The sequence below is a fragment of the Ramlibacter monticola genome (genome assembly GCF_016722785.1).
Lineage (GTDB): Bacteria > Pseudomonadota > Gammaproteobacteria > Burkholderiales > Burkholderiaceae_C > Ramlibacter > Ramlibacter monticola.
The window spans coordinates 19,884-37,212 of sequence record NZ_JAEQNE010000001.1 but is presented as its reverse complement, the minus strand read 5'-3'; the positions used below and the strand labels follow the sequence as shown (position 1 = coordinate 37,212).

Sequence of the window (17,329 nt, the reverse complement as noted above, 5' to 3'; positions counted from 1 at the left end):
CTTCGGGCGGCCGGCCGGGCGCTGACATGGCCTCGTACATCCTCAAGCGCCTGCTGCTGATGCTGCCGACCCTGCTGGGGGTCCTGCTGATCACCTTCATCGTCACCCAGTTCGTGCCCGGCGGGCCGGTGGAACAGTACCTGGCCGAAGCCCGGGCGGGCGCCGGCGGCACGGGCACCGAGGGCGGCACCTTCAGCTACCGTGGCGGGCAGGGCGTCGACCCGAAGAAGCTGGAGCAGATCAGGGCGCTGTACGGCTTCGACAAGCCGCCGCACGAGCGCTTCCTCCAGATGCTGGGGCAGTACGCCCGCTTCGACCTGGGCAACAGCTTCTTCCAGAACAAGGCGGTGTCGCAGCTGATCGTGGAAAAGCTGCCGGTGTCCATCAGCCTGGGGCTGTGGACCTTCTTCATCAGCTACCTGATCGCGGTTCCGCTGGGGGTGGCCAAGGCGGTGCGGGCCGGCTCGCGCTTCGACCTGGTGACCACGCTGATCGTGCTGATCGGCTATGCGATCCCGGGCTTCGTGCTGGGCGTGGCGCTGCTGGTGATCTTCGGCGGCCAGTTGGGATGGTTCCCGCTGCGGGGCCTGACTTCCGGCAACTGGCAGGAGCTGGGCTGGGGCGCCCGGATCGTCGACTACCTGTGGCACATCACGCTGCCGGTGACCGCCATGGTGGTGGGCAGCTTCGCCGTCACGAGCATGCTGACCAAGAACTCCTTCCTCGAGGAAATCCGCAAGCAATACGTGCTGACGGCCCGGGCCAAGGGCCTGGACGAGCGCCGCGTGCTGTGGAAGCACGTGTTCCGCAACGCACTCATGCCGATCATCGCGGGCTTCCCCGCCGCCTTCCTCGGCGCTTTCTTCACCGGCTCGCTGCTGATCGAGACGCTGTTCTCCCTCGACGGCCTCGGGCTCCTCAGTTACGAGAGCGTGATCCGGCGCGACTATCCCGTGGTGCTCGGCACGCTGTACCTGTTCACGGTGCTGGGCCTGCTCACCAAGCTGGTCAGCGACCTCATGTATGTCTGGGTGGACCCGCGTGTCAAGTTCGAGTAGCCCGCAGATGCTTGCCGACCCCAGTGCCGCCGGCCAGACCGGCGGCGCCGGTTCCGCCAACCTCACGCCGCCGGCCGTGTGGGTGCACGTGTCGCCCGCCCGGCGCGCGTGGCGCCGCTTCCGCAAGAACCGGCTGGGCTTCTGGAGCCTGCTGGTGTTCCTCACGCTGGTGATCCTGAGCCTGTTCGCGGAGGTGATCTCCAACGACCGGCCGATCCTGGTGCGGTACGAGGGCCGGTACTACTTCCCGATGGTCAACTCCTACGCGGAGACCACCTTCGGCGGCGACTTCCAGACCGAGACCGACTACCTGGACCCCTTCATCCGGGAGCAGTTGGCCAAGGGCAGCAACCTGGCGATCTACGCGCCCAACCCCTACGGGCCGAAGACGCTGAATTACTTCGCCAAGGAGCCGAACCCCTCGCGGCCCACGCGCGACAACCTCCTGGGCACCGACGACCGCGGCCGCGACATGCTGGCCCAGCTCATTTACGGCTTCCGCCTCAGCGTGCTGTTCGGCCTGGCGCTGACCGTGATCGGCGTCGTCATCGGCGTGATCAGCGGGGCGATCCAGGGCTTCTTCGCCGGCCGCACGGACCTCGCGTTCCAGCGCTTCATCGAGATCTGGGACTCGATGCCGGAGCTGTACCTGCTGATCATCTTCAGCGCGATCTTCTCCCCCAGCGTCTCGCTGCTGCTGATCCTGCTGGCGCTGTTCGGGTGGACGGGGCTGTCGCAGTACGTGCGGGCCGAGTTCCTGCGCAACCGGCAGATGGACTACGTGCGCGCCGCCAGGGCGCTGGGCGTGGGGAACGGCCGGATCATGTGGAAGCACATCCTGCCGAACAGCATGACCCCGGTGATCACCTTCCTGCCCTTCCGCATGAGCGCCGCCATCCTCGCCCTGACTTCGCTGGACTTCCTGGGCCTGGGGGTGCCGCCGGGCACGCCCTCGCTGGGCGAACTCCTGAGCCAGGGCAAGAACAACATCGACGCCTGGTGGATCTCGCTGTCGACCTTCGGCGTGCTGGTGATCACGCTGCTTCTGCTGACGTTCATGGGGGATGCCTTGCGCGATGCGCTCGATCCGAGAAAAGCGGATGTCTGAAGAATGAAGCAGAACATGCCGCTGCCGCCGCTGCTGGAAGTGAAGGACCTGCGGGTGTCCTTCGGCGGCAAGGAGGTGGTCCACGGGGTCGACTTCGCCATCGCGCCGGGCGAGAAGCTGGCGCTGGTGGGCGAGTCGGGCTCGGGCAAGACGGTCACGGCCCTGAGCCTGGTGCGGCTGGTGCACAACGCCCGCATCACCGGCTCGGCGCGGCTGGCCCCGCGCGAACCCGGGGCGCCCCCCACCGAACTGCTGGAGGCCTCGGAGCGCGAGCTGCTGGGCATCCGCGGCCGCGACATCGCCATGATCTTCCAGGAGCCGATGACGGCCCTGAATCCGGTCTACACGGTGGGCGACCAGATCGCGGAGGTGCTGCAGGTCAAGCAGGGCCTGTCGCCGAAGCAGGCCTGGGACGCCGCCGTGGAGGCCCTGGCCGCCACCGGCATCCCCGAGCCGCAGCGGCGCGCCGGCACCTATCCGCACCAGCTCTCGGGCGGCCAGCGGCAGCGCGCCATGATCGCCATGGCGCTCGCCTGCCGGCCGCGGCTGCTGCTGGCCGACGAACCGACGACCGCGCTGGACGTGACCCTGCGGCAGCAGATCCTGGAACTGCTGGCCGACCTGCAGCGCCAGATCGGCATGGCCGTGCTGCTGATCACGCACGACCTGAACCTGGTGCGGCGCTTCGCCGACCGGGTGGCGGTGATGGAGAACGGCAGCCTGGTGGAACAGGGCCCGGTCGCCCACGTGTTCGAGCAGCCGCAGCATCCCTACACCGTGAAGCTGATGAACAGCCGCCCCGACCGCGACGTGCAGGACCCGCGCGGCGGCGAGCCGCCGGTGATGCAGGCGCAGCAGCTGCGCGTGAGCTACCCGGTGCCCATCCCGGGCTTCCGCGGCTGGTTCCGCAAGGGCGAGTTCGTGGCGGTGCAGGGCGCCGGTTTCCAGGTGCCGCCGGGTGGCACGCTGGGCATCGTCGGCGAGTCCGGCTCCGGCAAGTCCACCATGGCGCTGGCGGCGCTGGGCCTGATCCCGCACAAGGGCGAGCTGGAGGTGGTGGGCACCCGCTGGGGGCCGGACAGCGCGAAGAACCGCGACATCCGCCGGCTGGTGCAGGTCGTGTTCCAGGACCCGTTCTCCTCCCTGTCGCCCCGCATGACGGTGGAAGAGATCGTCGGCGAGGGCCTGCTGGTGCACGAGGCGGCGCTCACCCTCGAGCAGCGGCGCGAACGGGTGGTGCAGGTGCTGCAGGAGGTGGGCCTCACGGAGGCGCAGTTCCCGGGGCTGCTGGGGCGCTATCCGCACGAGTTCTCCGGCGGCCAGCGCCAGCGCCTGGCGATCGCGCGGGCGCTGATCGTGCAGCCGCAGGTGCTGGTGCTGGACGAACCCACCAGCGCGCTGGACGTCACGATCCAGAAGCAGGTGCTGAAGCTGCTGCAGCGGCTGCAGCGCGAGCGTGGCCTGTCCTACCTGCTGATCACGCACGACGTCGACGTGATCTGGGCGATGGCCCACGAGGTGCTGGTGATGAAGGACGGGCAGGTGGTGGAGTCGGGCACCGTGGCCCAGGTGCTGCGGAACCCGCGGGACCCCTACACGCAGACCCTGGTCGCGGCGGCGAGCTGACCCTCACGCGTCAACACGCCCCTCCCGAGGTCCGCCGGCTTCAGCGCACCGCCATGGAGCGTCGTTGCTCGCGGCGCGACCGCATGAATCTCGCGGGCAGCCCACTTCACCGGCAGGCCGCCAGGTCACCCACCAGTGGAACCCGCAGCACTTCGATCGAATACTTGAAACGCGAGTAGGCAATGTAGAGCGCGTTGTTGTGCTCGATCGCATGGGGATACTGGTGCGAGGCCTCCGGGTCTGGGAGCTGCAGCCCTTCGGCGACCTCAGTACGCCATCCAGATTCCCGCCGCGCCGGCGAGCGCGAGGCTCGCGCCCCACACCCGATCCAGGTTGAACCAGGCCCGGCGCAGGAACTGCAGTCCCAGCCAGCGGTAGACCGCGACCGCCATGGCGAGCCCGGCCAGCATCATGGCCAGCGTGTGCACGCCGGCCACCGCCAGTGCCGTCGCCAGGTCGGAGCGTGCCAGCGTCTCCATCACCCGCGCATGCGCGCGCTCGATGCCGCCCGCGTCCGCTGCAGGCGCCTCGCACAAGCGCAGCATGAAAGGCACCAGCATCAACCCGGCCCCGTGCGCCGTCGCCATCAGGAACGACCACCACGCCAGCCGCGAGGGCGGGATGCGGGCGAGGGCGCGCGGATGCCGCGTGTCGACCGTCTTCCACAGCCCGAACAGCAGCACCAGGGCGCCGGCACCGAGCCGGATCGCGCGGCTCCACTCCACGAACCAGGTCAGCGTCGCCAGCGGCACCAGCACCACCGCCATGGCCGCGAAGTGGCCGCCGCCCAGGGGCAGGGCCGTCACGAGGACGGCCCCGGTGCGCCGGGCGGTGAGGCCGTTGGCCACCGCGAGCGGCCAGCCCATGGCCGGGTTGAGGCCGTGGTAGACGCCCAGGACGATCACGGTCGTCCAGAGCGCCGCGGTCGCGCTCAAGCCGAGGAGTAGCAGTACGAGTCCGTGGAGCAGTCGCCGCCCTGCAGCCGCACCTGGTGCGCGCCGTAGTCCGCGCCGAACTCCACGAAGAACTCGCGATCGAGGTCCATGCTGCCGTTGACCTTGCACATGGCCTGGACGCCCGCGATGCCGTCCGGGTAGAACTGCGCGTCCCAGGTGCTGTAGAGGGAGTTGGTGAAGTAGACGCGCTTGCCGTCGCGGCTGATCTCGATCATCTGCGGGCCGCCGCCGAACGCGCGGCCGGTCGGGTGCGGCTCGTGCCGCGCGATGCCGCCGATGCGCACGCTGCCGGCCAGCTCCGGCTTCATCGGATCGCTCACGTCGTACTGCCGCAGCTCGCCGGTGCCCCAGCACGCGACGTAGAGGTGCTTGTCGTCCAGCGACAGGTCGATGTCGCTCACCAGCGGCGGCACGGCCCCGAATCCCTTCAGCAGCGGCGGCAGCTGGTCGGCCGGCGCGGGCTCGGGCGGGATGGTCGCCGTCTTGCGGGCGTGGAACTTGCCGTTCTCCCGGTACCAGGTCCACACCGAGGCCTCCAGGTTGGTGGTGTCCACCACCACGCCGACGAAGCCGTATTCGCGCGAGGGGTCGTGGGCCGGCCGGATCTCCAGGGACATCTGGTGGTTGGCCCCGAGGTCGATGGACTGCACGTGGCGGCGCTCGCGCAGGTTCCAGAAGTGCAGGGCGTGGCCGTAGCGGTTGGCCAGCAGGTCCTCGGGGACGATGCCGTTCTCGAACTGCGGCGGCAGCGCCCATTCGCTGGACACCATGTAGTCGCGCGGCAGGTTCCACCAGAAATCGTAGTGGCGCTCCTGCGGGCCGCGGTCGATCTCCCAGCGCCCCAGCACCTCGAAGGTCTGGCAATCCATCAGGAAGATGCCGGGCGGGCCCTGGGTGCCGTCCGCGCCCCTGCCCCCGAGGGTGCTCACGTAGATGCCTTCCGGCCCGCAGTGCACGGTGTGGGGCCGAGAGTAGCCGGTCTTGCGCAGGATCTCGTCGGGCTCGATGGTCTTGACCAGCCTCGGCTGGGTGGGGTCCGGCTGCGTGTCGAACACGTACATGCGCGACGAGCGCATGCCCGGCACGATCAGGTAGCGCCGCTGCAGGAACGCGTGCCCGCTCAGGGGCGAGAGCGCCGAACTGCAGGCGTTCCAGCCGAAGTGGTGCAGCTCGTCGCCCTTGTGCGGCAGGTCGACGCGGTGCAGCACCGAGCCGTACTTCGGCGACGCCGGATCGAGATCGACCACCGCCAGCGCATCGGGGCGCGAGCGGTCGGGCGAGAGCAGCGCCGTGTAGCAGAGGTGTTCGGGCTCCGCCTCCATCGCCAGCCGCGGCGAGGGGTAGAAGGTGGGGTCCGGTCGCAGGGTGTGGGTCATGGAGGTCTCCTCGTCGGCGTGGACGCGGCCGCGCAGTGCGGGCGCACGGCGCTGCCATCCTCGGACGCGGCGCCACGCGGCGCAAGCCCCTGCGAGAGGGATGGAATGCGCGCTGCGGCGCAACATGCCCCGGCTCCATGGTGCCTTGCGAGGACTCGTCAATCGGAGTAACTTGGATCGAACCGCGGGATTGTCAATCGCGGCACCAGGAGACAAGGTGAAGACCTGCCCCATCAGCACAGCCATACCGTCTTCATCCTCGTCGAGCTCCTGGCTCTACCTGCTGGAACGCTTCGACGTCGGCGTGGTCCACATCGACCGGGAACTGCGCGTGGTCGGCATGAACGACTTCGCGCGGCGCAGCCTGCCGGTGCAGGAGAAGCTGCCCTTCGGCAAGATCGTCACCTCCTTCCACCCGGAGGCCGCGCGCGCGAAGCTGAAGTTCCTGCTGGGGCAGGCCGAATGCCCGGTGAACAACGCGCCGCCGATGGCGCTGATGATCAGCATCCCCGACCGCGTCCTGCTGATCAAGGTGTCCAAGATGGGCGACGCCCAGGGGGCCACCATCGGCTACACGCTGGTCTTCTACGACATCACGGACGTGGTGAGCCAGAAGGTGGAGGACGGGCCCGCGCGCGACAGCGCCGACGCACCCGAGCCGCGCCGCCTGCGCAAGATCCCCACCATCAAGAAGAACCGCGTGCTGCTGGTGGACGTGCCCGCCGTCTCCTTCATCCGCTCCGAAGGCCACTACACGTGGGTGCACACCAGCCAGGGCGCCCAGTTCTGCAACCTCAACATCAGCGACCTGGAAGCGCGGCTGGATCCGCAGCTCTTCCTTCGCGTGCACCGCAGCTACATCGTCAACCTCGCGCAGGTCGACGAGATCGTGCGCGACGACGGCCGCATGATGCTGCGCATGATGGGTTCGACTCCCGCCGACATTCCGGTTTCGCGCGCCAGCGCGCCGCACCTGATGGAGCAACTGGGACTCGGTGACGCACTTTCCCACTCGGCCCAGCGAGTGAACTGACGTTCGTGCAACGGCGCTGCCGTTCGTGCAGCGAATCGCGGGTTTGGTTTGGCTTCCCGCTCGCGCATCAGCCGTTTTCCTACAGTCGGCCGAACCACGCCCGGCGTGAGGCGTGCGAGGAGACAAGCGTGATACCCCACCCGTTCGAATACCACGCGCCCACCAGCCTGCCCGACGCAATCGCACTGCTGGGCCGTTATGGGGACGACGCCAGGCTGCTGGCCGGCGGCCACAGCCTGCTGCCGATGATGAAGCTGCGCTTCGCGCAACCGGCCCACCTGATCGACCTCGGGCGCATTCCGGACCTGCGGGGCATCGCGGAGGTGGGCGACGAGATCCACATCGGCGCCATGACCACGGAGAACCAGCTGATCTGGTCGGCGCTGCTGCACCAGAAGGTGCCTCTGCTGGTGGAGGGCGCGCGCGCCATCGCCGACCCGCAGGTGCGCTACCGCGGCACCATCGGCGGCGACATCTCGCACGGCGATCCCGGCAACGACCATCCCGCGCTGATGCTGGCGCTGGACGCCACCTTCGTCCTGCGCGGGGCCCAGGGCGAGCGGCTGGTGAAGGCCACCGACTTCTTCTTCGGCCTGTACGCCACCGCGCTGCAGCCGGGCGAGGTCCTCACGCGCATCCAGGTCCCGGTGCCGGCGGCGGGCACCGGCTGGGCCTACGAGAAGCTCAAGCGCAAGATCGGCGACTTCGCCACCGCGGCTGCCGCGGTGCTGCTGCGCCTGCAGGGCGGCAAGGTGGCCGGCGCGAGCATCGCGCTCACCAACGTCGCCGCCACGCCGCTGAAGGCGAGCGCCGCCGAGGACTTCCTCGTCGGCCAGGCGCTCGACGACGCCAGCCTCGCCGAAGCCGCGCGGCTGGCGATGGAGATCTGCGACCCGGTCGCCGACCAGCGCGGCGACGCCGACTACAAGAGGGCCATGGCCGGCGAGATGACGCGCCGTGCGCTGCTGAAGGCCCATTCCCGCGCCCGCGCCTGAAGACGTACCCGAGGAGACGAGCATGGCCCAGAAGATCCTGGTGTCGTTCACCCTGAACGGCAAGGAAGTCGACGTGGCGGTCGAGCCGCGCGAACTGCTGATCCACACGCTGCGCGAGCGGCTGCTGCACACCGGCCCGCACATCGGCTGCGAGACCTCGCACTGCGGCGCCTGCACCGTGGACCTCGACGGCATGTCCGTCAAGTCCTGCACCATGCTCACGGTGCAGTGCGAGGGCACGAGTCTGCTGACCATCGAGGGCCTGGAGCAGAACGGCACGCTGCACGCGCTGCAGCAGGCCTTCCACGAGCAGCACGGCCTGCAGTGCGGCTACTGCACGCCCGGCATGATCACCCGGGCCTACCGGCTGCTGCAGGAGAACCCGAACCCGAGCGAGGAAGAGATCCGCTACTGGATCTCCGGCAATCTCTGCCGCTGCACCGGGTACCAGAACATCGTCAAGGCCGTGCAGGCCGCCGCGCAGAAGCTCGCTGCGCAACCCGCCTGAAGGAGAGCACCATGGGCGACATGTCGGAACTGCAGCAACGCGAAGAGGCGTTGCAGGGCATGGGCACCTCCCTGCTGCGCAAGGAGGACGCCCGCTTCATCCGCGGGCAGGGCAGCTACGTCGACGACGTCAAGCTCCCGGGCATGCTGTTCGGCGCCCTCGTGCGCAGCCCCTACGCGCATGCCCGCATCCGCGGCATCGACAAGAGCAAGGCGCTGGCGTCCCCGGGCGTGGTGGCGGTGCTGACCGCCGACGACCTCAAGCCGGTCAAGCTGCACTGGATGCCCACGCTGGGCGGCGACGTGCAGGCGGTGCTGGCGGACCAGAAGGTCTGCTTCCAGCTGCAGGAAGTGGCCATGGTGCTGGCCACCGACCGCTATGCGGCGGCCGACGGCGCGGCGCTGGTCGAAGTCGACTACGAGGAACTGCCGGCCATCGTGGATCCGAAGAAGGCGATGGACGCCGACGCGCCCGTCATCCGCGAGGACATCGCCGAGAAGAAGGAAGTGGGCCACGGCCCGCGCACCCACCCGAACCACATCTTCACCTGGGAAGCCGGCGACAAGGCGGCCGCCGACGCCGCCTTCGCCAACGCGCCCGTCACCGTGCGCGAGGAGATCCTGAACCCGCGCGTGCATCCGTGCCCGCTGGAGACCTGCGGCTGCGTCGCTTCCTTCAACAAGGCGACGGGCTACCTCACCGTCTACATGACCACCCAGGCGCCGCACCTGGTGCGCACCGTGCTGGCCATGCTGTCGGGAATCGCGGAAAGCAAGATCCGCGTGGTCGGCGGCGACATCGGCGGCGGTTTCGGCAACAAGGTGCCGGTGTATCCCGGCTACGTGGTGGCGATCGTCGCCTCCATCGTGACCGGCGTGCCGGTGAAGTGGATCGAGTCGCGCATCGACAACATCTCGACCACCGGCTTCGCCCGCGACTACCACGGCGTGGGCGAGCTGGCGGCCGACACCGACGGCCGCATCAAGGGCCTGCGCTTCACCGCGCTGGCCGACCACGGCGCCTTCAATTCGCACGTGTCGGCCACGAAGTTCCCGGCCGGCCTGTTCTCGATCTGCACCGGCTCCTACGCGATCCCCAATGCCTACTGCCGGGTGGATGCGGTCTACACCAACAAGGCGCCGGGCGGCGTGGCCTACCGGTGCTCGCTGCGGGTGACCGAGGCCGTGTACCTGATCGAACGGATGATCGACGTGCTGGCCCAGAAGCTCGGGATCGACAAGGCCGAGATCCGCCGCCGCAACTTCGTGGCGAAGGAGCAGTTCCCGTACACCACCTCCATGGGCTGGACGCTGGACAGCGGCGACTACGCCCCGGCGCTGGAGAAGGTGCTGAGGGCGGTCGACTACGAAGGGCTGCGGCGCGAGCAGGCCGAGAAGCGGGCGAAGGGCGAGCTGATGGGGATCGGCATCTCCACCTTCACCGAGATCGTGGGCGCCGGCCCCACCAAGGCCTGCGACATCCTGGGCATCGGGCTGTTCGACAGCTGCGAGATCCGCGTCCATCCCACCGGCGGCGTGATCGCCCGCCTGGGCACCATGAGCCAGGGCCAGGGCCACGCGACCACCTACGCGCAGATCATCGCCACCGAGCTGGGCCTGCCGGCCAGCGACATCGTGGTGGAAGAGGGCGACACCGACAAGGCGCCCTACGGCGCGGGCACCTGGGGCTCGCGTTCGACGCCGGTGTCCGGCGCCGCCACCGCGAAGGCCGCGCGCAAGATCAAGGAGAAGGCGCGCCAGATCGCCGCCCACCTGCTGGAAGTGGGCGAGGGCGACCTGGAGTGGGAGGTGGACCGCTTCCGCGTCAGGGGCAATCCCGAGGCCGCGAAGACCATGAAGGAGATCTGCATGGCCTCGCACACAGGCAACATCCCCGACGGGATGGAGCAGGGCCTCAACGCGGTCGCCTACTACGACCCGCCCAACCTCACGTATCCCTTTGGCGCCTACGTCTGCGTGGTCGACATCGACCGCCACACGGGCGAGGTCCAGGTGCGGCGCTTCTACGCGCTGGACGACTGCGGCACGCGCATCAACCCGATGATCATCGAGGGCCAGATCCACGGCGGGCTGACCGAGGCCTTCGCGGTGGCCATGGGGCAGCAGGTGCCCTTCGACGAGAACGGCAACCACCTGGGCAACAGCCTGATGGACTACTTCCTGCCCACCGCCGTCGAGACGCCGCGCTGGGAGACCGACCATACCGTCACGCCCTCGCCGCACCACCCGCTGGGCGCCAAGGGCGTGGCCGAGTCGCCGCACGTGGGCGGCATCCCCTGCATCAGCAACGCGGTGATCGACGCGTTCGCGCACCTGGGGGTGACGCACATGGACATGCCGCACACGGCGTTCCGCGTCTGGCAGCAGTGCCACGCGCTCGGCATCGACAAGCATTGAATCTTTCGTCACACGCAGGGTTCCTCGGGGAGATATCGGATGAAGGTGCAACTGGAGAAATCGTTCGCGCTCGGCGGCCCGGCGGCCGCGGCCTGGGTCCTGCTGCAGGACCTGGAGGCGGTGGCGGCCTGCATGCCCGGCGCGCGGATCACCGAGAAGGTGGGCCCGCGCGACATCAAGGGCACGGTGACCGTGCGGATGGGGCCGGCGAGCCTCGTCTTCCGGGGGGAGGTGCAGGTCAAGGACGTCGATGACGAGGCGCGCAGCCTGTTCCTGGTGGGCCGCGGCACCGACACGACCGGCACCTCGGGCGCGGCGATGGACCTGCGGGCGCACATCGAGGAGGCCGGCGCCACCGCCTGCCGCCTGGTGGGCGCCGCCGAGGTCTCGGTGAGCGGCAAGGCGGCGACCTTCGGCGGCCGCCTGATGTCGGCCGTGGCCGACCAGGTGCTGCAGCAGTTCGCGGCCAACTTCGCCGAGAAGCTGGGCAGCGTGCCGGTGCCGGTGCCGGTGCAGGTACCGGAGGAGGCGGGCGTGCCAGCCGCCGAGGCCGTGTCCGTGCCCGGGCCCGAACCCATTCCCCCCGCGCCGCCGCCGCAGCGGGAGCTGAACGGCTTCGCGCTGGTGTGGGCCATGCTGCGCGACTGGCTGCACCACTTGTTTCCGGCCCGGCGGGCGTAAAGGGGGCCCCCGGTGACCGAGGCGCGCAGGAACGAGGTCGCCGGCCTCCAGGGTCAGCTCGCGCAGGCCGGCTACATCGCCGAGCCTTCGCTGGCCGCGGCCCTGCTGCTGATGCTGGACCTGCAGCGGCCGCTGCTGCTGGAAGGCGATGCCGGCGTCGGCAAGACCGAGGTCGCGAAGGCGCTGGCGTCCGTGCGCGCCACCCGGCTGATCCGGCTGCAGTGCTACGAGGGCCTGGACACCCATGCTGCCATCTACGAGTGGAACTACCAGCGCCAGCTGCTCGCGATCAAGCTGCTGGAACAGGACGCCCGCAGCGTGGCGCAGAAGGAGCAGGACATCTTCTCCGAGCGCTACCTGCTCAAGAGGCCGCTGCTGGAGGCGATCACCTGCGCCGAGCCGCCGGTGCTTCTGATCGACGAGGTGGACCGCGCCGACGAGGCCTTCGAGGCCTACCTGCTGGAGTTGCTGTCGGATTTCCAGCTCTCGATCCCCGAACTGGGGACCGTGCGAGCCACGACGCGGCCGCTGGTGGTGATCACCTCCAACGGCACCCGCGAGCTGTCGGATGCGCTGCGGCGGCGCTGCCTCTACCAGTACATCGACTATCCCGACGCCGAGAAGGAACTGGCGATCGTGCGCCTGAAGGCGCCGCAGGCCGCGCCGGGGCTGGCACGCCAGATCGTGTCCTTCGTGCAGGGCGTGCGCCGCATGGAGCTGCAGAAGAAGCCGGGAATCGCCGAGACGCTGGACTGGACGGCGGCGCTGCTGCGCCTGGGCATCTCGGTGATCGAGCGCGACGGCGCCGAGCGTATCCTGGAAACCCTGGGCGCGCTGATCAAGACCCGCGACGACCGTGCCGCCTTCCCTCGCGAAGCGGTCGCGCGATTGGCGGCGGCATGCTGAACGCCGCTTCCGCCATCCCAGCCCCCGCCGTCATCCCCGCGGAGGCAGGAATCCATGGCTTCCTCGAATCCCGCGCCGGCGACCGCCTCGCCGGCTTCCCCGCCTTCCTCCGCGCCAACGGCTTCGTCGTCGGCGCCGCCGACGCCGTGCAGGTGCTGCGCACCGCCCGCGACGTCGGCGTGCTCGACGCCGAGGTCCTGCGCTGGAGCCTCCAGGCCCTCCTGTGCGGCCGCTGCGACGAATGGCGCCGCTTCGACGATCTCTTCGACGCCTGGTTTCTCCCCGCCAACCGGTGGGCCGCGCCGCAGCGGCGCAGCGTCGAGGCCGGGATGCAGTCCGCCGCCACCCGCGCCGGCACCGGCGAGCCGGGGCGGGAGCAGGGCGACCCGCTGCGTCCGCGCGCCGCCGCCAGCCGCGCCGAGTCCCTCGCCTCCACCGACTTCCGCGATCTGGCGCGCGAGCACGCGCTGGACATCGACGCCCTCATGCGCCAGCTTGCGCGCCGCCTGAAGCAGATCCGCCTGCGCCGCATGGCGCGCGCCCACCAGCGGCGCCGCCTCGCCCTGCAGGCCACCATCCGCCGCAGCGTCGAAAGCGGCGGCACGCCGATCCGCCTGGCCTGGCAGGCGCCGCGCCGCGTGCGGCCGCGCCTCGTGCTGCTGCTGGACGTGAGCCGCTCGATGGCGGCCTACAGCTTCTTCTACCTGCGCCTGGCGCGGGCGCTCAGCGGCGAGCTGGCCGACGTCCACACCTTCATCTTCCACACCCGCGTCACGGCGGTGTCGGAAGCCCTGCGCGACCCGGACCCCTGGCGCGCCCAGGAGCGATTGCACCTGCTGGCGCAGGGCTGGGGCGGCGGAACGCGCATCGGCGAAAGCCTCGCGCAGTTCAACGCCGAACACGCCGCGCGCCTGGTGCACTCGCGCACCGCCATCGTCGTGATGAGCGACGGCTACGACACCGGCGAGCCGGCCCGCTTGTCCGCCGCGCTCGCGCAGCTGCGGCGGCGCGCCCGCCGCATCGTGTGGCTCAACCCCCTGTGCAGCCGGCCGGGCTTCGCACCGGTGAGCCAGGGCATGCAGGCGGCGCTGCCGCACCTGGACCTGCTCGCACCCGGCGGCGACCTGGCGAGCATCCGCGCCGTCCTGCCCGAACTCCTGGAGGCACTGCAATGACCGCCGACCGTTCCACCACCCGCTTTTCCGCGGTCGTCCTCGCCGCGGGCCAGTCTTCGCGCATGGAGGGCGCCAACAAGCTGCTGGTGGACTTCGGAGGCGAGCCCCTGGTGCGGCGCACCGTGCGCACGGTGCTCGCCGCCGGCGTGCAGGAGACGGTCGTCGTCACCGGCTGGCAGGGGCGCGAGATCACGCGCGCCGTGCTGGACCTGCCCGTGACCGTGCAGCCCAACCTGCTGTGGGAGGACGGCCAGATGCGTTCGGTGGCCGCCGGCGTCGCCGCCCTCGCGCAGGCCACGGACGCGATCTTCGTCTGCCCCGGCGACCTGCCGCTCCTGCGCACCGAGGACCTGCAGGAGCTCATGGACGTCTACCTGGCCCATCCGGACAGCTCCATCGTGATCCCGCGCTTCGGCGGGGAGCGCGGCAACCCGATCGTGTTCGCCGCCGCCTATGCGCCCGAGGTCGCGGCCGGCCGCCGGCTGATCGGCTGCCGCCGGCTGGCCCAGCAGTACCCGGAGGAAACCTTCTGGTACGACGCGGCGCACGACCGCTTCACCACGGACTGCGACACGCCCGAAGCGTACCGTCGCGTGCTGGAACGCCTGGCCCAGCCGGCGGAGGCCCTGACATGACCGGCAGCGCCTGGGCCGCCCTCGGCGTCGCCCTGGTCCTGGCCGGCCTGCTGGCGCTCGCCAAGCTGCGCCCCGCCCGCGGCGGCCTGAACTCCCCGCAATGGATGCTGCTGCTCGGTGCCGTCGGCATGCTGGCTGGCATGGCGGTGGATGCGCATTCGGGCGGGCTCGCCACGCTGTCGTCCCTCTGCACCGGTCCGACCGACCTCGGCGCGATGGTGCTGCTGCACGTGACCCAGTTGCCGCTGGCGCACCTCGGGATGCTGGGGGGCGGCCTGCTGGTGCTGCCCCTCATGCCGCGCCTGCGCCGCGGCTGCCGCCGCCAGCTCTGCGCCCAGCTGGGCCAGAATCTGGTCTGCTCCGCCTGGATGGTGGTGGGGATGGCGGCCGGCTCGCTGGTGTTCCTCGAACTCGCCGGCTGGGCGCAGGCCGTGCGCGAGCCCGCCGCGGTGCTGGCGGGCATGTTCGCCGGCATGGTGTGGGGCATGGTGGCCAGCGTCACCCTGGTGCAGGGGCTGGTGCGGCTGAGCCTGGGGCCCCGGCCGCCCGCGGGCAGGCGCCCTTGACCCGCGGGCGTGCGCCCTTGAAATCGGCGCCGGTGCTGCCAGCTTCCTGAAGGTCGCGGCCCCCGGGCCGCAGCCGCCCGAGGGCCCCGCGCGGAATGCGTGAAAAGGGCCCTGAACCCTTGCGAGTCAAGGCTTTGGCCGCTACAATACCGGCTTCACGACCAAACGGGCGGGTTACCAACCGCCCGTTTTTTTTGGCGAATCGACCCACGACCTTGGCAATTCACGAACTCGTCGCCCAAACGGTGGCCGGACTCGGCTACGAACTGGTGGAGCTGGAACGCTCCGCCGGGGGCACGCTGCGCGTGACCATCGACTTCCCCTGGGAAGCCGGCGAGGAGGAGCGGTCCGTCAACGTCGAGGATTGCGAGCGCGTCACGCGCCAGCTCCAATACACGCTGGAGGTCGAGAATATCGACTATAAGCGCCTCGAGGTCTCGTCGCCCGGAATCGATCGCCCCCTGCGCGGCGAGAAGGATTTCGAACGCTTTGCCGGCGAGGTGATCGATGTCACGCTGAAGGCGCCCATGGGCGCCGCGGCTGCTGGCCAGGTCGCTGCCAACCGCCGCAAGTTCCGCGGCACGCTGCAGCGGGCCGACGCCGGCTGGGAGATCGCCTGGAACGACGAGCCGCCGGCGCCGCAGCCGGGGCAGAAGCGGGTCAAGAAAAAGGAGCCAGCCACCGTGCAGGTGCTGGGGTTCACGCTGGACGAGGTGAAGGACGCCCGTCTGGCGCCAATTGTGGATTTCAAGGGGCGCAAGCGCGCCGGGGTTCAGGAGTAGGGACATGAATCGCGAACTGTTGATGCTGGTGGATGCCATCTCGCGCGAGAAGAACGTGGAACGCGATGTCGTGTTTGGCGCGGTCGAGGCCGCGCTTGCCCAGGCGACCAAGAAGCTCTACCACGGCGAAGTCGACATCCGCGTGGCGATCGATCGCGACACCGGGGTCTACGAGACCTTCCGCCGCTGGCTGGTGGTGCCGGACGAGCAGGGCCTGCAGAACCCCGACGCCGAGGAACTCCTGATGGACGCCAAGGAGCGCGTCGCCGACGTCGAGCCGGGCGAGCACATCGAGGAGGGCATCGAGTCGCTGCCGATCGGCCGCATCGGCGCCATGGCCGCCAAGCAGGTGATCCTGCAGAAGATCCGCGACGCCGAGCGCGAGATGCTGCTGAACGACTTCATGTCGCGCGGCGACAAGATCTTCGTGGGCACCGTCAAGCGTATGGACAAGGGCGACATCATCGTCGAGAGCGGCCGCGTCGAGGGACGCCTGCGCCGCGGCGAGATGATCCCCAAGGAGAACCTGCGCAACGGCGATCGCGTCCGCGCCATGATCATGGAAGTGGACCTGACGCTGCGCGGCGCGCCCATCATCCTGTCGCGCGCGGCCCCCGAATTCATGATCGAGCTGTTCCGCCAGGAAGTGCCCGAGATCGAGCAGGGCCTGCTGGAGATCAAGAGCTGCGCCCGCGACCCGGGCTCGCGCGCCAAGATCGCCGTGATCTCGCACGACAAGCGCGTCGACCCCATCGGCACCTGCGTCGGCGTGCGCGGCTCGCGCGTCAACGCCGTGACCAACGAGCTGGCCGGCGAGCGCGTCGACATCGTGCTGTGGTCCGAGGATCCGGCGCAGTTCGTGATCGGCGCCCTGGCGCCCGCCAACGTGAGCTCCATCGTCGTCGACGAGGAGAAGCACGCGATGGACGTGGTGGTGGACGAGGAGAACCTCGCCATCGCGATCGGCCGCGGCGGCCAGAACGTCCGCCTCGCGTCGGAGCTGACCGGCTGGAAGATCAACATCATGGACGCCAACGAATCGGCCCAGAAGCAGGCCGAGGAGCAGCAGACGCTGCGCGCGCTGTTCATGGAGAAACTCGATGTCGACGAGGAGATCGCCGACATCCTCATCGTCGAGGGCTTCACCAGCCTCGAGGAAGTCGCCTACGTGCCATTGCAGGAGATGCTGGAGATCGAGTCCTTCGACGAGGACACGGTCAACGAGCTGCGCACGCGCGCCAAGGACGCCTTGCTGACGATGGAGATCGCGCGCGAGGAGAGCGTCGAGGAGGTGTCGCAGGACCTGCGCGACCTCGACGGCCTCAACCCGCAGCTGATCGCCAAGCTGGCCGATGCCGGCGTTCACACCCGCGACGACCTGGCCGACCTGGCCGTCGACGAACTCACGGACATTACTGGCCAGTCCGCGGAAGAGGCCAAGACCCTGATCATGAAGGCGCGCGAACACTGGTTCGCCGGCCAGCCGGCCGCCGCGGCGCACGAGTGA

The 17,329-nt window shown here is 69.8% G+C and carries 16 protein-coding genes; 14 read left to right on the top strand and 2 right to left on the bottom strand.

What is annotated here, in order from left to right; translation table 11 throughout:
- Positions 1–26: 26 nt before the first annotated feature.
- From JJ685_RS00175 to JJ685_RS00165, 3 genes are read left to right on the top strand one after another with little or no spacing between them, the layout of a single operon-like run.
- Complete coding sequence (locus JJ685_RS00175) at positions 27–1,058, top strand: microcin C ABC transporter permease YejB (RefSeq protein ID WP_201672161.1); 1,032 nt, start codon at positions 27–29, stop codon at positions 1,056–1,058.
- 7 nt (positions 1,059–1,065) lie between these two features.
- Positions 1,066–2,166 carry an ABC transporter permease gene (locus JJ685_RS00170; RefSeq protein WP_236598636.1) on the top strand — a complete coding sequence of 367 codons (1,101 nt, stop codon included), beginning with the start codon at positions 1,066–1,068 and terminating at the stop codon, positions 2,164–2,166.
- Between the two features lie 3 nt (positions 2,167–2,169).
- Positions 2,170–3,792 carry an ABC transporter ATP-binding protein gene (locus tag JJ685_RS00165; protein ID WP_201672159.1) on the top strand — a complete coding sequence of 541 codons (1,623 nt, stop codon included), beginning with the start codon at positions 2,170–2,172 and terminating at the stop codon, positions 3,790–3,792.
- A gap of 266 nt (positions 3,793–4,058) precedes the next feature.
- On the opposite strand, the gene JJ685_RS00160 is transcribed toward JJ685_RS00165, so the two are convergent.
- Together JJ685_RS00160 and JJ685_RS00155 are read right to left on the bottom strand one after the other, a co-directional pair.
- Entirely contained in the window at positions 4,059–4,727 is a 669-nt protein-coding gene (locus JJ685_RS00160) for a hypothetical protein (RefSeq protein ID WP_201672158.1), read from the bottom strand.
- Complete coding sequence (locus tag JJ685_RS00155) at positions 4,724–6,124, bottom strand: selenium-binding protein SBP56-related protein (RefSeq protein ID WP_201672157.1); 1,401 nt, start codon at positions 6,122–6,124, stop codon at positions 4,724–4,726. The genes JJ685_RS00160 and JJ685_RS00155 overlap by 4 nt, the downstream gene beginning before the upstream one ends.
- 217 nt (positions 6,125–6,341) lie before the next feature.
- On the opposite strand from JJ685_RS00155, the gene JJ685_RS30190 reads away from it, so the two are divergent.
- From JJ685_RS30190 to nusA, 11 genes are all read left to right on the top strand, one after another.
- Positions 6,342–7,157, top strand: coding sequence for a PAS domain-containing transcriptional regulator (locus tag JJ685_RS30190; protein ID WP_201672156.1), 816 nt, complete (start codon positions 6,342–6,344; stop codon positions 7,155–7,157).
- Between the two features lie 128 nt (positions 7,158–7,285).
- Complete coding sequence (locus JJ685_RS00145) at positions 7,286–8,152, top strand: FAD binding domain-containing protein (RefSeq protein ID WP_201672155.1); 867 nt, start codon at positions 7,286–7,288, stop codon at positions 8,150–8,152.
- 22 nt (positions 8,153–8,174) lie between these two features.
- A complete protein-coding gene (locus JJ685_RS00140; protein ID WP_201672154.1) occupies positions 8,175–8,660 on the top strand; it encodes a (2Fe-2S)-binding protein in 486 nt (161 codons plus the stop codon).
- Between the two features lie 11 nt (positions 8,661–8,671).
- Positions 8,672–11,077, top strand: a complete 2,406-nt coding sequence (locus JJ685_RS00135) for an aerobic carbon-monoxide dehydrogenase large subunit (RefSeq protein WP_201672153.1) — start codon at positions 8,672–8,674, stop codon at positions 11,075–11,077.
- Positions 11,078–11,116: 39 nt separating this feature from the next.
- Positions 11,117–11,758, top strand: coding sequence for an SRPBCC family protein (locus JJ685_RS00130; RefSeq protein WP_201672152.1), 642 nt, complete (start codon positions 11,117–11,119; stop codon positions 11,756–11,758).
- Between the two features lie 12 nt (positions 11,759–11,770).
- Positions 11,771–12,664, top strand: a complete 894-nt coding sequence (locus tag JJ685_RS00125) for an AAA family ATPase (protein ID WP_201672151.1) — start codon at positions 11,771–11,773, stop codon at positions 12,662–12,664.
- Positions 12,658–13,839: a vWA domain-containing protein gene (locus tag JJ685_RS00120; protein ID WP_201672150.1), complete on the top strand. Its 1,182-nt coding sequence runs from the start codon at positions 12,658–12,660 to the stop codon at positions 13,837–13,839. Before JJ685_RS00125 ends, JJ685_RS00120 begins: the two co-directional genes overlap by 7 nt.
- The gene (locus JJ685_RS00115) at positions 13,836–14,474 is read left to right on the top strand and encodes a nucleotidyltransferase family protein (RefSeq protein ID WP_201672149.1); all 639 of its coding nucleotides are present in this window, start codon (positions 13,836–13,838) and stop codon (positions 14,472–14,474) included. The genes JJ685_RS00120 and JJ685_RS00115 overlap by 4 nt, the downstream gene beginning before the upstream one ends.
- Entirely contained in the window at positions 14,471–15,040 is a 570-nt protein-coding gene (locus JJ685_RS00110) for a hypothetical protein (RefSeq protein ID WP_201672148.1), read from the top strand. The genes JJ685_RS00115 and JJ685_RS00110 overlap by 4 nt, the downstream gene beginning before the upstream one ends.
- A gap of 215 nt (positions 15,041–15,255) precedes the next feature.
- Positions 15,256–15,822, top strand: a complete 567-nt coding sequence (gene rimP, locus JJ685_RS00105; RefSeq protein WP_201673638.1) for a ribosome maturation factor RimP — start codon at positions 15,256–15,258, stop codon at positions 15,820–15,822.
- Positions 15,823–15,826: 4 nt separating this feature from the next.
- Complete coding sequence (gene nusA, locus JJ685_RS00100; RefSeq protein ID WP_201672147.1) at positions 15,827–17,329, top strand: transcription termination factor NusA; 1,503 nt, start codon at positions 15,827–15,829, stop codon at positions 17,327–17,329.